Below are 14628 nucleotides of genomic sequence, written 5' to 3' on the forward strand. Positions count from 1 at the left end.
CGGCATGGCGTCTTTAACTTTAAAAAAACAACTGTAATTCTCCTAGATCCCGAATCATATGACGTACATCTTTCGGTTGTTCAAGACCAATTGCATTAAAGAAGATCGCGTCGATTCCCGCGTTTTGCGCACCGCGAACATCAGCATCAAGGTTATCCCCAATCATGATAGATGTTTCCCGCTCGGCTTTTCCATTTTGTAAAGCATACTCAAAGATTCGTCGATCGGGTTTATTTACGCCAAATAATTCCGAAATAACAATTGTTTTAAAATAAGAAGTTAGCTTACTATGCGCTAACTTCTTTTCACAAGCTTCTTTGAAACCATTAGAGATTAAGTGCAGGCTATATTTACGCTGCAGATAGGTCAACGTTTCAACCGCGTTTGGAAAAAGATTCGTCTTGGTAGGACAGATGTTTAGATATTCTACCTCAAATGCCGACGGAAACAACTCAGGTTCAACACCTAGTTGGGTAAACGTATCGGCAAACCGTAACCGACGCAACGTCGGTTTATCAATTTTTCCATGGTGATAAAGTTCCCAAAGACGATGATTGTTAACGGTATAAGTTTCAATAAAAAGGTCGGAATCCGTCTTTCCGATCAATTTATCAAAACGATATTTGTAGTAGAGCTCGTGTAGTGTCTCTTGTGCATTCTTATCAAAATCCCAGATGGTATGGTCTAAATCGAAGAAAATATCTTTTTTATGGAAAAACATATTACAAAGATAACAGCTTTCTTAACCTATTGTCATAATGCATCGACTATTTCCTTTCAGGTTTACAAATGGTTATTTTTGTGCGACATTAATTTATTGTATGAAGAGAGCTCTCGTACTGTTTTATTTTTTGGTTTTTTATGCGATTACCCAATTGCTTTGGTGGGGGTATCTCTTGGTCAATTACGAACCCGAGCGCAAAGGAATGATAATTGGGGAAGGAATTTTTTTCTTGTTGATTTTTATTTGGGGAGCGATGCGGTTAAAGAAACTGTTTAGCGGCGAACATAAACAACAACAGCAACAGCAGAATTTCTTATTGGCGGTAACCCATGAACTGAAATCTCCTTTAGCATCGGTAAAACTCTATATACAGACTATTCTAAAACGTGATTTGGATAGGGAGCAACAAAAAGTTTTCCTTTCCAATTCCTTGAAGGATATTGAACGGTTGGATGACCTCGTCGAAAATGTATTATTGACCACCAAATTGGAAAACCGTAGTTTTAATTTCCCAAAAGAAAATTTTAATTTAACGGAATTGGTGGATAGCGTGGTAGATAGACTACAGAAAAATGCATGTAGCTCTCAAGTTTTAAGACCGGAATTAGATGGAGATGTGGTTATTCATGCTGATAAATTTGCCATCACGAATGTGGTAAACAATTTAATAGAAAATGCCATAAAATATTCTCCTCCATGTGCAACGGTGGATGTAAAGCTAAAAGAAAGCGAAAACAGAAAAATTATTTTTTCTGTTGCCGACCATGGGCAGGGTATACCGGAAGAAGAGAAAAAAAACATATTCAACAAGTTTTACCGAATAGGCAATGAGTCTACACGTAAAACTAAAGGCACGGGTTTAGGGTTGTATATAGTGAAGACAGTATTGCAAAAACACAACGCCTCCATTAAGGTAAAAGATAACACTCCATCTGGGAGTATTTTTGAAGTAACATTTGAAAATTATGCAAGCTAAGCAACGTATATTATTGGTAGAAGATGAAGAACATTTATTGGAAGCCATCAAATTAAATTTGGAGCTAGAAGGCTACCGGGTAACGACAGCTACAGACGGAAAGAAAGCGTTGAAGATATTTAAGGAGGAGCGCTTCAACCTGATTGTTTTGGATGTCATGATTCCAGAAATCGACGGTTTTCAGGTTGCAGAAACCATCCGTCTACAGAATACGGAAGTACCTATTATGTTCCTAACGGCTAAGAATAGTAGTGAAGATCGAATCACCGGCCTAAAAAAAGGTGCCGATGACTATTTAGTGAAGCCTTTTAATTTGGAAGAGCTTATCCTTCGTGTTGGCAATTTAATCCGTAGAGGACTTAAATCAGACGATTTAAAAGAGTTTAATTCGTACACGATTGGAGATAAGACTATTTATTTCAATTCGTATGAACTTCATCATGCGGATGGCACGGTGACGTCGTTGACAAAAAAAGAGACGATGCTGTTAAAGTTATTGATTGAACGAAAAAATGAAGCAGTTTCCCGGGAACAGATATTAGAAACCGTGTGGAATTACGACGTTTATCCATCAACGCGTACGATAGATAATTTTATTTTGACGTTCCGTAAATATTTTGAGCCCGACCAAAAACATCCTGTGTATTTTCATTCGATCCGTGGTGTAGGGTATAAGTTTACAGATACACCAACCAGTGCATAGATGAACACACGATCGAGGATGATTGTCATCGGTATCGCAGTGACATTTCTTCTTTATGCGGTTTATGAGAAGCACTATAATATCATTATTTATATTTTAGGGCTAATTGGATACTTCATATGGAGCCATTACCGCGAAGGTACCGTTTTTCTAGCTACGCAAGCGTTTCACAAACAAGATTATGAGAAAACAAAAGCACTGTTAGCGGAAATTAAGAATCCTGATAAACTGCGAAAGAGACGACGGAATTATTATGAATTTATGATGGGAAATATCGCTCTTAAAGAGGAGCGGATTGATGATGCCGAATACCACTTTCAGTTAGCTTCCCGCTTGCCTTGGAAGCGTGATGCGGAGAAGGGGTTTGTATTAATCAATCTTGCAAATATCAGTTTACGAAAACGTAATTATGACCGTGTTCCCGTGTATATCGAGCTTGCAAATAAATTAAAGCTTACAGAACGCCAAAAAGCAATTATTGAAAAAATAGAGAAAGAATTAAATAAACAAACCTAGTGGACAAAACTTTACAGAACGATTTATTGATTAGAGCTGCATTATCGCAGTCTACGGAGAGACCTCCTGTTTGGATGATGCGCCAAGCTGGACGCTTTATGCCTGAATACTGGGAAATAAAGAATAAATACAGCTTTTTAGAGATGTGCAAAACACCGGAAATTGCAGCAGATGTAACGATGTTGCCCGTTGATCTTTTGGATATCGATGCGGCAATCTTATTTTCCGACATTCTGGTAACGGCGGAGGCAATGGGAGGAGATCTATCGTTCGAGCAAGGCGTCGGGCCTCGATTCAGTAACCCTGTACGCACACAAGCTGATGTGGATAGGTTAGAAACGGATTGTGTAGATAGGTTACAGTATGTTGCGAATGCTATCCGTGTGGTGCAAAAACGTTTGGTAGGGCGAATCCCCTTAATCGGCTTCGCAGGTGCCCCGTTCACTATATTGAGTTATCTCGTGGAGGGAGGCTCGTCTAAAGATTTTAAACGAACCAAGTTGTTGCTTAATAACGAACCAGATTTAGCGCATCAACTTTTGCAAAAGATAGCAGATGTAACAATAAGTTATCTGAATATGCAGATAGAAGCAGGTGTAAATGCTATACAATTGTTTGATAGTTGGGCATTAGCATTATCATGGAACGATTATCGCGATTTTGCACATGACTACAATAAATATATTCTGGACAATATCAAACGGTCCGTTCCTGTGATTTCTTTCTGTAAAGGTTCTTCGGTATTTGCGCCGATGATGGCAGAAGCAAATCCAGATGTGGTATCCATCGACTGGAACGCTGATTTAAAAAATATAAAACAAATGCTTCCGAAAGGAATTGCCGTGCAAGGAAATTTAGATCCATTTGTATTGTATGCAGATAAACATGTTATTAAAGATAAAATTTTGCAGTTATTTGAGCGTATGCGTGGCGAAGAAGGATTTATCTTTAACCTAGGGCATGGGATTATGCCGGATATTCCTTTTGATAACGTGAAACATGCGATTGAAGTAGTAAAGGAATTCCGTTATTAGCGTGATAACTGATGAGCTATGTGTGATAAGATGGCTAATTAAACAAAATGATATATCTATACGCGAAAGCGCTGCATATTATCTTTATGGTCTGCTGGATGGCGGGATTATTTTATATGCCCCGGTTGTTTGTTTACCATACGGAAGCGAAGTTGAAGCCGGATGTGGAATATCAAGTACTGCATGAACAATTCAAGATTATGGAACGGAGGCTTTGGTGGGTGATCACCACGCCTGCGATGTATATCACTATTGCTTCCGCACTGACTATGCTTTATCTATCACCGGGTTTGTTAAGTCAAGGATGGATGCAGGTAAAACTTACTTTTGTGGGAGGACTGCTGTTTTACCATTTTAAGAGCCAGCAAATCATGCTGTTATTGGCAACAGGTAGATCAACATGGACTTCTTCGCGGTTGCGCTTATGGAACGAAGTGTCCACCATTATCCTTTTTGCCATTGTTTTTTTAGTTATCTTTAGGTCGGCTATCGACTGGATTTATGGTGTGTTGGGATTATTGGGGTTGGCCATACTATTGATGATTTTGATCAAGTTGTATAAGCGGTACCGATCTCGTAACTCGTGACTGGATTTTTCATGGCTAGTTAGGAAATACGAATTGCTAACGCAAATTGCAAGTTACGAACAACGATATGAAGAGCATAATTTTATTACTATTCCTTGCCATAATTATAAGCCAGGGAAAAGCACAAGATCATACCTGGGCATTTGGTTTCTATGGCGACGTTCAATTGGAATCCCCCAGCTATCAAGGTGCTTTTGGGATTCAAGCTAAATATGATTTTGCAAAACATTCCGGAATACAAGCGCAGGTGTATGGTCGAAATGGTTATGTCGCTGTCGGTGGCGATTATATATTGTCATTATTGGATCGGACGAAAAGTAATTTTAATGTTTTTCTAGGGGGAGGAATAAGCCAAGATTTCTACCGTTATCATGAGGTACACGAAGATCAGGCGTGGCCGGAAAGACGGGAGAGCTTTACGATGTTTAACGGGCAGGCTGGCATGAGTTACTATTTTCCGGCGGTGAACCTTTCGTTATATACCGGATATAAATTGAAGTACAATTTTGAGTGGGAGGAAACGGAACCCAATTATCTGATGTTTGGTATTCGTTATCATTTGTGGTAGACGTTAAAAGGACAAAAAAGCGTGTTAATTCAATTAACACGCTTTTTTTATTGGTTTCAAACACGATCTATTATTCCACTATTTTCAATTCCTTCGCTTGCAAATATGTTCTGCCGAACATATCTGTTGCTCTCACTTGAATGGTGTACTGACCAGCTTGGAGTTTACCGGGCAGCTTAGCTTGCCAGACATGAGTGGATTCTACGGCATTAGAAGGCCTGCGACCATCCATTACCTTTTCCGCATTGTCAAATTTCAATACGTTATATTGATAATTGGGATCTTCTGTTTGCGTGTGGTTCATTTTCTTCCATTCCTTTCCGTCTAGACTATATTCTACGATGTCGCTTGACGCACCAATAAAGAAGTTGACGGACAGGCTATGTCGACGCAAATATTTTTGCTGTACAGCAGCCGGGAAGATGATGTTTAACTGATAATCTTCTGGTTCTCCGGCTACTTTGTAATCAAACGTGTATTTATTGCCTTCGATGTTTAAAATTGCGTAACCTTTTGGCGTCCCATCACGCATCGTCGAAGCCGGTACACCAAATTTGTTTTTTAACCCTGAATACCAGTCACCGGATGTGGTGCCGACATTGTACTCATGATGTGGGGTGTCTTGCTTCCAGCCGTCTTCTTTAGTGTAGAAGTTGTGTCTTTGAAGATGCGTGTGTGCAGAGAGGGAGAGTGTGTTTGGATAGTCGGCAAGCAAATCAAACAACCGTTGCCTGTCCTCGTTTCGAAAAACATCGGAGTTGTTATGTAACAGGGGAATGTGAAATGCTAGGACAATGAGCCTATCTTTCGGAACAAATTTCAAATCGTTTTCCACAAAATCTAGTTGGTCTTTCCGGAAACCACCTAAATACCCTTTTCCCGTCCGAGGATTGGGATAGATGATATTATCCAAAATGATAAAATGTGCATCACCGTAGTTAAAGGAAAAGTTGTTAGGGCCAAAGTTCTTTTGATAGGTTTCATCAGAAAATATATCTTCCTGTACATCGTAATTCATGTCATGATTGCCCATAACGTTAAACCAAGGTAACCCTAATTTTCCGATAGTGTTTTTGTAGGGCGTATGTAAAGCCAAATCGTCTCCAACTAAATCGCCTAAACTCAACCCAAATGAAAATTTCGCTGTGCGATTAATGTCTTGGATGATGCCTTTGTCAAAATAATCGATCTCTTCTGTGTTGTAAGCTTGTGGGTCACCAAAGATTAAAGCGCTGAAATTCTTTTGTTCAGCGGTGTCTCTTTGCAAGGCGAAATCGAAGGATTTGGGCAGTCTTCCGGTAGGTTTACTTCCTTCATACTTTAACTCGGGCGAACCCTCCGGTTTGTGAATGTAATAGAATTGCGGCATGTTGTTTTTATCCACCGGAAGCCGGTATCCATTTGGCTTGATAACAAAGAAAATGCTGTTATCCCTTGCCGGGATGTTGTATTTTCCAGACGCATCGGTAAGTGCGACGTCTACTCCGTTACTGACAGCAACTTGAGGCAGTCCCTTTTCCCGTCTCTCTTTTTTTCCGTTTTGATTAATATCCTCATAGACGAAACCCTGGATCATCTCCTGTGCATAAAGTACATTTGATAAGAGTATGCCAGTAAGTAATGCAATTTTTAAATTCATATCTCCAACTTTATTTTACGACAAAAGTCCTATCTTAAAATTAGGGAATTATGTTTTTTGTTTTAAGAATATGTTAATTGCAAAGTAGTCAGTTTTTCTTACGAAGTATATATAACTTTATATTTTCATATTTGTATCGTGAGCTCAGCAACATGAAAAGTAAAATTGGTGATGAGTAAATATAATAATTTGAAGTGGTAACTTCGTTTACATTTTTTTAATCAACATGAGTTTAGAAAATGAAGATAATGAAGGTAACAAAATTGCGAGCGGATGGCTGTGACTTATATTTTCAGGAAAAATTACGCGATATTAACCGTGGTTATGTCTGCTATGGTGTTGTTTCTCAGCCAGTGTAATACGGAGGATTCATCCAAAAAGCCTTTGGAAACGTTAAGGCAAATAATCGCTGAACGCGAGTATTACTTCGACAAGAAACTAAAGCAGATTGATAGTGTCCAGCACAGGTTACAAGTGGACGATCCAGTCGCACGCTTTGACGCATGCAGAACGCTTTTCGGGATGTACTACGACTTGCAGATTGATAGCGCGTTGCAATATGCCGAACAGATGCTCGAACTGTCGGAGACCTCCCTCAAGGCACAGCCCGCTTACCGGGCCGAAGCCTTGTTTTTGATCGCTCGGGTGTACGCGTATACAGGGATGTACAAAGAGTCCGGTGAGCTACTGGACAGCGCGTATTTTATTCCTGAGGTATTTTCCGAGGACCTTCACCGCCTTTATTTCGTTGCACGGATGGAATTGTATAAAGGGTTGGCCGACCAAGCTTTAGGCGACAGTCAAATGAAAGCGTACATAGAGAGCATTGACGCTTGCCGCGATTCCCTGATGATCTATACACCCGAAAATTCGGTTTGGCATCTTATACATCTGTCCAATAAAAAAAAAGGAGAGGGCGACTATGTCTCTGCTACAGAAATCCTGTATAAGGCGTACAATCAATTGACGACCGATGACCGGGACATGGCCCATGTGGCCTTCTATATGTCTAGCCTCTATGGCCTACAAGGGGACGCGGAGCAAGAAAAACGGTACCTGATTACTTCCGCCATTACCGATATCAAACATGCTGTTAAAGAATACGTTGCTCTCTGGAAGCTGGCTACTATCCTCTATAGGGAAAAGGATGTGGAAACGGCCTATCAATTCATCGAAATATCGTTGCAGGATGCCATGTACAGCGGCGCATATCGATGGACACAGTATATCATCAGGATATTACCCGATATTTATGCCAGTTACAATACCAAAATCTTACAACAAAAAAATACGATTTCTACAGCATTTTCCATTATTGCCTGCCTCTTGGTATGTTCCGTTTTCTTGTTCATATACATTGTCAGGCAGTATCGGAAATTGGATAAAGCGAAAAGCCAATTGCTTCTCCTTAACGATGAGTTGGTGTCTACCAACCTGCTGAAGGAAACTTACCTGAGCAAGTTCATCGATTTATGTTCTGATTATATAGATAAGCTCGATGCGTATAGAAGCAACATCAAACGGCTACTGAAGGTCGGAAAGTTGGAAAAAATCGAGAAGGAACTAGAGTCCACCAAATATATTGAGAAAGAGCATAGAGCCTTTCTAAAAAATTTTGACGAGACGTTTCTAAGTCTATATCCTGATTTTGTTTCGGAATTTAACGATCTGTTTTTGGAGGCGGATCGACAGAAAATGAAACCAAACGAATTATTGACAACCGAGCTGAGAGTTTTTGCGCTTATCAAGCTAGGTATTACCGACAGCTATAAAATAGCCAAGTTCTTAAGGTGCTCTATTACGACAATTTATACGTATCGGTCGAAGAATAAAAACAAATCAATTTATCCCGAAAGTTTTGAAGATCGAATTAAAGACGGCCAGCGAGTGTCCTCCTGTTCATCTCCGATGAACCTAAAATAGACTTTTTTATATTATAAAAGTTTAGATTTAGGTGTTTTGTTTTGTTTCTTAAATATCTTTTATACAGCTTCTTATATGTTTTTTTAGTTTTGATTTTTAGCTTCCCATGCGACGGAATGTATTTATCTCGCATCTTAATACGGAACTTTGGCTTGATCAAATATTAAACACTGTAGTCGCTACCGTTTGGTCGAAGAGTAATCTTCGTAAAGCGGCTCGTTATAATCAATTTTTTTCAAACAATTGTTAATTAAATATTAAACTTTCGTTACTTTTTTATGTTTGGTTTCGGTTACTTACGACATATTTTACTTTTGCACCGAAATAAAATCTGTACCACGTCGCGATAAGGTGACGCAGTCCGGGTAAATGTATAGCAATAATCAAAATAATCAATAACATGATACACAAAAGAATTACTTTCTGGGGCTTTTTACTGTTAGTGAGTTGCGTGGGCATTTTTGCCTGCTCCAAAGAGGACAACACTAAAAACGCGGCTGCACGCCTCAAGGTGGATAAGATACACCTTTCCGTTATCCAATCAGGAAGATTGAGCTCTGGTAGCAAGCCTATGCTTACGATCTTGGCGAATCTGGGATATGAAATAACGAGTGATGTCAGCTGGATATCGACGGATAAGCCAATAGGAAAAGGGCAAACAGACGTATTGCTCGATATCCAAGAAAACACAACAGGGGGTATCCGTACAGGACATCTTACTGTATCTTCTAACAACCTAAAAGAAAAAGTAACGATTATACAGACGATGGATTTAGACACGGATGATGGTCAAAACGTAGGATTCGTATACTTGGAAGATGACTTCGGCTGGTGTGAAGAATTTGGAGGAGAAGATGAAATCGAAAAACAGGCTACTGGAACGACAATCAATGCGAATACTGTAGCCACTGCAAAAGCGGCACTCAATTCCAGAGGATATGAAGACATTAATTCGGGAGGCAATTGTTTCTATTTAGGGAAACATTACTTTAAAATGGGGAAAACTAACTATCAAACCGGGGTTCGACTTGCCCATATCCCTAATCTGGAAGACGGTAAAACAACAAATGCCCGTCTTACATTCCATGCTACCCCAGTTCGTACGGGGAGTGGGAACTATGACAATGTGCAAGTTATCGTTCAAATCGAAGGGCCCGGCACTGTCGGCGGTGGATCAAAAAAGACAAGTGACGAAATCAGTATACAGATTCCTAACGGCGGTCCTTGGCATTGGGTTGAAAGAAGTGTGGAACTTTTTGGAATAGAAGCAGCTAGTAAGATCACATTAAAAACAACAAAAACAGGTTCCGATACAGGTACTTTTCGTTGGAGCTTGAACGATATCAAGATTGAAAAAATACAAACAAACTAGCATCCAATATATTATGAAAAATATAAAAGTAGCTGTCATCTTGCTGGCCATTTTGGCAACAATGTCTTTTCATTCCTGTAAACAGACATTGGTTATGGATGACATTTTCGAAGTATCAACGAATAGCGTTTCGTTGAATTATCAAGGATTATTAGAAAACGGAGACCATGCTCAGATTGAAATTGGTACCAGCGGATCCTGGCAAGTGTCGTCAAAGCCGGAATGGGTGGAACTCAGCAAAAGCACTGGTGAACGTGGTCGTTATACGATCTTTTTAACAGTAGAAGAAGCTGGAACAACGGAAGATAGAGAAGGCAAGATTGTATTTGAAAGCTTACAGCAAACAATTTCTATCGATGTCAAACAGGTGAAAAAAGTGGAGGAGCTGAACGTATCCCCTGCAGAAATAGCGGTTAATATCAGAGGTTTACTCGATAACGGGAAAGCACCTGCTATCTACATATCCACTAATTCAGATTGGCGTGTTTCTGAATTACCGGACTGGATTTCTGTGGATAAAACAGAAGGAAAAGCCGGGAATGTCTCGGTAGTATTAACAGTTGCGAAGAATAATACAGGAGAATCTCGTCAAGGGTCGTTCACGGTTATCTCCGGCGGTAAAACGGAGAAAGTAGATGTAGAGCAGGATCTTACTTATGTTCCGCTGACGGAGGTCACTATGATTACAGGGGATCAAAGTGGTACAATTACCAGTGGGTCGGCAACCTTTGAGATTAATGCTGTTGAGGCTTGGACATTGGCAAGCGACAGCTGGATAAACGTAACGCCCGATAAAGGAGATGCTGGTACAACGGAAGTGACCGTTAGTCTTGAACCAACTACCGTAGCACGCACCGGTGCGATTATAATTAAAGATGCCGATAACTTAACGACTGTTGTTACCGTGAAACAAGAAGTATTGTTGCCAGACGATGGAAAAGCGGTTGGATATCTATACTACTCGGATGACTTTGAATGGGTACGTCCATACGGCGGAGAAGACGAGTTGTTGAAAGCACCTACCTCAGCGGGGCATGGAAAAGGTTTTGCAGGATCAACTAAAAATATGCACACCACCGGTCCGACAGGATCGGCGACAGTATCTGCCGCTTCAGCCTTCGCAAATCGCAACTATGAGGATATCAATTGGAACGGGAACGCTTTCTATTATGGTGCGCACTATTTCAAAATGGGAAGGACCGATATACAAACAGGAGTTAAATTGGTATCTATACCGAATACAACAGCAGACAGATCCACGAATGTGAAACTGACGTTTAACGCGACACCTGCGCGAGGAGGAAGCTCGGGAAGTGGATTCGATGATGTCATCTTGATGGTCGAGATAGAAGGACCGGGATCGGTCGGTATAGATGATAAAAGCACCAAATATAATGATGATTTTGACATCCAGATCCCAGATAACGCGGCTACCGATTGGTATTGGATAGAAAAAAGTGTGGTTCTTTATGGCATCACCTCCGAAACAAAAGTCACCATAAGACCAAGTACAAAAACCCTTGGTGGCAGATACAATCGTTGGTTGTTGAACGACATCAAATTGGAGAAACATAGTAAGGTAAATTAGTAGCTCTTTGTCAGACAAATAATATCATAAAATGAAAAAATTAGGAAAGCGTGCGCTTTATCATACATTAGCCCCCATATTTGCGTTCTTTACGCTGATATCGGCAGCGCAAGGGCAGACCAAAAATATCTCGGGAACTATCACGGATGAAGATGGTGAAGTAATGATCGGAGTGAGTGTCACCGTGAAAGGTGAACAAAAAACGACAGTCTCTGATCGGGAAGGTAATTATACGATCAGTAATATTCAACCCGCGGACGTATTGGTATTTTCACTTATCGGCTATCAAACTGTCGAAGAGTTGGCAGGTGACCAGAGTGAGATTAATATCCAATTGGTTTCCTCATTCATTGATTTAGGCGAGACCGTTGTTATTGGATACGGTTCGTTAGAAAAACGTCAGGTTACCTCTTCCATTACCTCTATTAGGGGAGATAAGCTAACGTCAGGTCTCGGCGGGGCTACAATTGCTACTGCCTTGCGCGGAAAGGTACCGGGATTGATGATTGACGGTACTTCCAGTCCCAACGCTGGTAACAGCTTTCAATTAAGGGGAGTTGCTTCTGTAAATGCAGGGCAAGGGCCGCTGGTCGTTATTGACGGTATTCCCGGAGGCGATATCCGAGCACTTAATCAAGAAGACATCGAGACCATTGACGTGTTAAAAGATGCCTCGGCAGGTGCTATTTATGGTACGCGAGCTGCCGGTGGTGTTATACTCATTACAACCAAGCAAGCTAAGGTTGGCGATATCAAAGTGCAATACAGTGGAGAATTTTCAACAGAACAGATAAGAAAACAACCCGATCTTCTGACATCGAGCGAATATGTCATGTATGGACTTGGCCAAGATTATGGGTACGATACGGACTGGTATAGTGCGTTGACCAATGATCGCCCATTTTCACACCGTCAAGTAATCAATATATCTGGCGGTAGTCCGAATGCACTGATATATACCACTTTTTCGACACAGGATCAAAAGGGAATTGTCATTGGAGACGGACGGAAGGATTATTCTGGACGTATGAACAGCAAATTCTCCTTATTTGAAAACAAAGTAGAGATTCAAGCACGTGCAGAATATCGTCAAGCACAACGAGACCAGCGAAACGGTTCCGGTTCTTTCAATGCAGCGATGATGTTAAATCCAACCATACCGATATACAGTGATGCGAATGAATCGGGTTATAACGTAAGGGAAATTGGCATTTCGGGTACGAGTTACAATCCGGTCGCTGATATCATGTTAAAGACCTATGATGGAAAAGACAGCTGGTTGTTAAGCGATGTTTCGCTGAACATTAACCTGACAGATAATTTATCCGCAAAAGGAACTATTGGATACCAAGAGTCAAAATGGCAATTGTATCGGTATACTTCAGCTTATCATAAATCATCTGTTGATAATGCCAGGAGAGGGGAAGGTTATCATGGATTCAGTAAAAATAACCGCTTTTCTGCAGATGCTTACCTTAATTATAAAAAGATATTCCAAGAGAATCACAATATTGATGCGGTCGCCGGATATAGTTATTGGGAGGGAAATGGCGAAAGCTTTAATATGACAAACGCTAATTTCGCGATCGAAGGCGTCGGGCCTTGGAACATGGAAGACGGAACGTGGTTAAGTGACGGAAGAGCGGGTATGGCTTCGCAAAAAGATCCACGTGAGCGTTTGTTGTCTCTATTCGCTCGCGTCAATTATACATTCAAAGACCGATATATTTTATCCGGAAGTTATCGCCGGGAGGGTTCTTCTAAATTTGGTCCGAACCATCGTTGGGGAAACTTTTGGGCTGTTTCGGGTGGATGGCGACTCATAGAAGAAGACTTTATCAAAGATTTATCTTTCATCAGCGATCTAAAACTACGTGCAGGTTACGGTGTAACGGGTAACAATAGTTTTGGTAATGGTTATGCGACCCGCATGTACAGCCCGGATAGTCAAATGTATCCGACGCCCACAGGTGAGTGGATTTACGCTTACGGACCACAGCGAAATGACAACCCCGCTCTTAAATGGGAAGAAAAAGGAGAATTCAACGCCGGAGTAGACTTTGGATTCTGGAACAATCGTCTATTTGGTAAATTTGATATCTATCAACGCCGGGTGAAAGATCTGTTATTTCAAACAGATGCCCCTACGCCCCCAAAGACCCATTCGACCATTATGCGGAATGTGGGAACTTTACAGAATAAAGGTTGGGAATTTGAATTGGGTGGCGAAATCGTCCGCAATAAAGATTGGAATTATAATACCATAGCCCGTTTTTCACATAATACGTCCAAAATACTGGATTTGGGAGAAGACGGTGTGATCGACATGGATGCTTTTCCTTCTCCGGGTAACCCGGGGAGGGCCGGACGTCTATTAAATGGATCGACCATCGGTCAATTCTTTGTCTTTAAGTACGCGGGACTAGACGAAAATGGTAAATGGTTGATTCACAATCAGAATGGAGAGATCGTGCCGGGAACAAGTGAAAATTTAATCAACGAAAATAAACACTATGTTGGCAATGCCATCCCTAAGTTGACCGTTTCGTGGGATCATAACCTAAGCTATAAACAATTTGATTTCTCTGCATCTCTACGTAGCTATATCAATTATGATGTGTTTAGTCAAGTCAACATGTATTATGGGTTGCGTACGCAATCACAATTTAACGTATTAAAAGAAGCATTTGATCGTTACGCTGCTGTCAATGATGAAAAAATATTGAGCGATGTATTTATAAGCGACGCTTCTTTTGTAGCGCTTGATGCGGTTAGTGCTGGATACACGTTCGACTTAAAGAAGTATACACCATATATATCGAAAGCACGATTGTACTTTACGTCAAGAGATTTATTTGTATTGACCTCCTATAAAGGAATCAATCCTGAAGTAAGTTTAAACGGGCTATTCCCAGGTTTTGAGCAAATTAATAGTACGGCTAGTATGTATCCGCAAACCCGTCGATTCACGTTAGGCGTACAATTGACATTCTAAAAT

Annotated in this window: 12 protein-coding genes; 10 read left to right on the forward strand and 2 right to left on the reverse strand. The window is 40.7% G+C overall.

Annotated elements, in window-relative coordinates:
- Positions 1-19: 19 nt before the first annotated feature.
- Entirely contained in the window at positions 20-721 is a 702-nt protein-coding gene (locus tag G5B43_RS06245) for a YjjG family noncanonical pyrimidine nucleotidase (protein ID WP_165293846.1), read from the reverse strand.
- A 100-nt stretch (positions 722-821) separates the two neighbouring features.
- Here G5B43_RS06245 and G5B43_RS06250 point away from each other — a divergent pair, with 100 nt between their 5' ends.
- The 6 genes from G5B43_RS06250 (at position 822) to G5B43_RS06275 (ending at position 5108) form a co-directional block, all read left to right on the forward strand.
- Positions 822-1700, forward strand: a complete 879-nt coding sequence (locus tag G5B43_RS06250; RefSeq protein WP_165293847.1) for a sensor histidine kinase — start codon at positions 822-824, stop codon at positions 1698-1700.
- Complete coding sequence (locus G5B43_RS06255; protein WP_165293848.1) at positions 1690-2403, forward strand: response regulator transcription factor; 714 nt, start codon at positions 1690-1692, stop codon at positions 2401-2403. The genes G5B43_RS06250 and G5B43_RS06255 overlap by 11 nt, the downstream gene beginning before the upstream one ends.
- Entirely contained in the window at positions 2404-2919 is a 516-nt protein-coding gene (locus tag G5B43_RS06260) for a hypothetical protein (protein WP_165293849.1), read from the forward strand. It abuts the gene before it with no gap.
- The gene (hemE, locus tag G5B43_RS06265) at positions 2919-3953 is read left to right on the forward strand and encodes a uroporphyrinogen decarboxylase (RefSeq protein WP_165293850.1); all 1035 of its coding nucleotides are present in this window, start codon (positions 2919-2921) and stop codon (positions 3951-3953) included. Before G5B43_RS06260 ends, hemE begins: the two co-directional genes overlap by 1 nt.
- A 47-nt stretch (positions 3954-4000) precedes the next feature.
- Entirely contained in the window at positions 4001-4540 is a 540-nt protein-coding gene (locus G5B43_RS06270) for a CopD family protein (protein ID WP_165293851.1), read from the forward strand.
- 67 nt (positions 4541-4607) lie between these two features.
- Entirely contained in the window at positions 4608-5108 is a 501-nt protein-coding gene (locus tag G5B43_RS06275) for a hypothetical protein (RefSeq protein WP_165293852.1), read from the forward strand.
- Between the two features lie 70 nt (positions 5109-5178).
- Here G5B43_RS06275 and G5B43_RS06280 read toward each other — a convergent pair whose 3' ends face one another.
- Positions 5179-6747 carry a calcineurin-like phosphoesterase C-terminal domain-containing protein gene (locus G5B43_RS06280; protein ID WP_165293853.1) on the reverse strand — a complete coding sequence of 523 codons (1569 nt, stop codon included), beginning with the start codon at positions 6745-6747 and terminating at the stop codon, positions 5179-5181.
- Positions 6748-7020: 273 nt separating this feature from the next.
- Here G5B43_RS06280 and G5B43_RS06285 point away from each other — a divergent pair, with 273 nt between their 5' ends.
- The 4 genes from G5B43_RS06285 to G5B43_RS06300 all read left to right on the forward strand — a co-directional run bounded on the left by G5B43_RS06285 (position 7021) and on the right by G5B43_RS06300 (position 14625).
- The gene (locus G5B43_RS06285; protein ID WP_165293854.1) at positions 7021-8670 is read left to right on the forward strand and encodes a DUF6377 domain-containing protein; all 1650 of its coding nucleotides are present in this window, start codon (positions 7021-7023) and stop codon (positions 8668-8670) included.
- A gap of 400 nt (positions 8671-9070) precedes the next feature.
- Entirely contained in the window at positions 9071-10042 is a 972-nt protein-coding gene (locus tag G5B43_RS06290) for a BACON domain-containing protein (RefSeq protein WP_165293855.1), read from the forward strand.
- A gap of 13 nt (positions 10043-10055) precedes the next feature.
- Positions 10056-11630, forward strand: a complete 1575-nt coding sequence (locus tag G5B43_RS06295; RefSeq protein WP_165293856.1) for a BACON domain-containing protein — start codon at positions 10056-10058, stop codon at positions 11628-11630.
- Positions 11631-11661: 31 nt separating this feature from the next.
- Positions 11662-14625, forward strand: coding sequence for a SusC/RagA family TonB-linked outer membrane protein (locus tag G5B43_RS06300; protein ID WP_165293857.1), 2964 nt, complete (start codon positions 11662-11664; stop codon positions 14623-14625).
- Positions 14626-14628 lie beyond the last annotated feature (3 nt).

This window comes from Sphingobacterium sp. SGR-19 (assembly GCF_011043555.1).
Lineage (GTDB): Bacteria > Bacteroidota > Bacteroidia > Sphingobacteriales > Sphingobacteriaceae > Sphingobacterium.

Coding starts and splice junctions, on each gene's coding strand:
- G5B43_RS06285 (WP_165293854.1), top strand. CDS start 7,021: ATGGCTGTGACTTATATTTTCAGGAAAAATTACGCGATATTAACCGTG.
- G5B43_RS06270 (WP_165293851.1), top strand. CDS start 4,001: ATGATATATCTATACGCGAAAGCGCTGCATATTATCTTTATGGTCTGC.
- G5B43_RS06300 (WP_165293857.1), top strand. CDS start 11,662: ATGAAAAAATTAGGAAAGCGTGCGCTTTATCATACATTAGCCCCCATA.
- G5B43_RS06295 (WP_165293856.1), top strand. CDS start 10,056: ATGAAAAATATAAAAGTAGCTGTCATCTTGCTGGCCATTTTGGCAACA.
- G5B43_RS06245 (WP_165293846.1), bottom strand. CDS start 721: ATGTTTTTCCATAAAAAAGATATTTTCTTCGATTTAGACCATACCATC.
- G5B43_RS06250 (WP_165293847.1), top strand. CDS start 822: ATGAAGAGAGCTCTCGTACTGTTTTATTTTTTGGTTTTTTATGCGATT.
- G5B43_RS06255 (WP_165293848.1), top strand. CDS start 1,690: ATGCAAGCTAAGCAACGTATATTATTGGTAGAAGATGAAGAACATTTA.
- G5B43_RS06290 (WP_165293855.1), top strand. CDS start 9,071: ATGATACACAAAAGAATTACTTTCTGGGGCTTTTTACTGTTAGTGAGT.
- G5B43_RS06280 (WP_165293853.1), bottom strand. CDS start 6,747: ATGAATTTAAAAATTGCATTACTTACTGGCATACTCTTATCAAATGTA.
- G5B43_RS06260 (WP_165293849.1), top strand. CDS start 2,404: ATGAACACACGATCGAGGATGATTGTCATCGGTATCGCAGTGACATTT.
- G5B43_RS06275 (WP_165293852.1), top strand. CDS start 4,608: ATGAAGAGCATAATTTTATTACTATTCCTTGCCATAATTATAAGCCAG.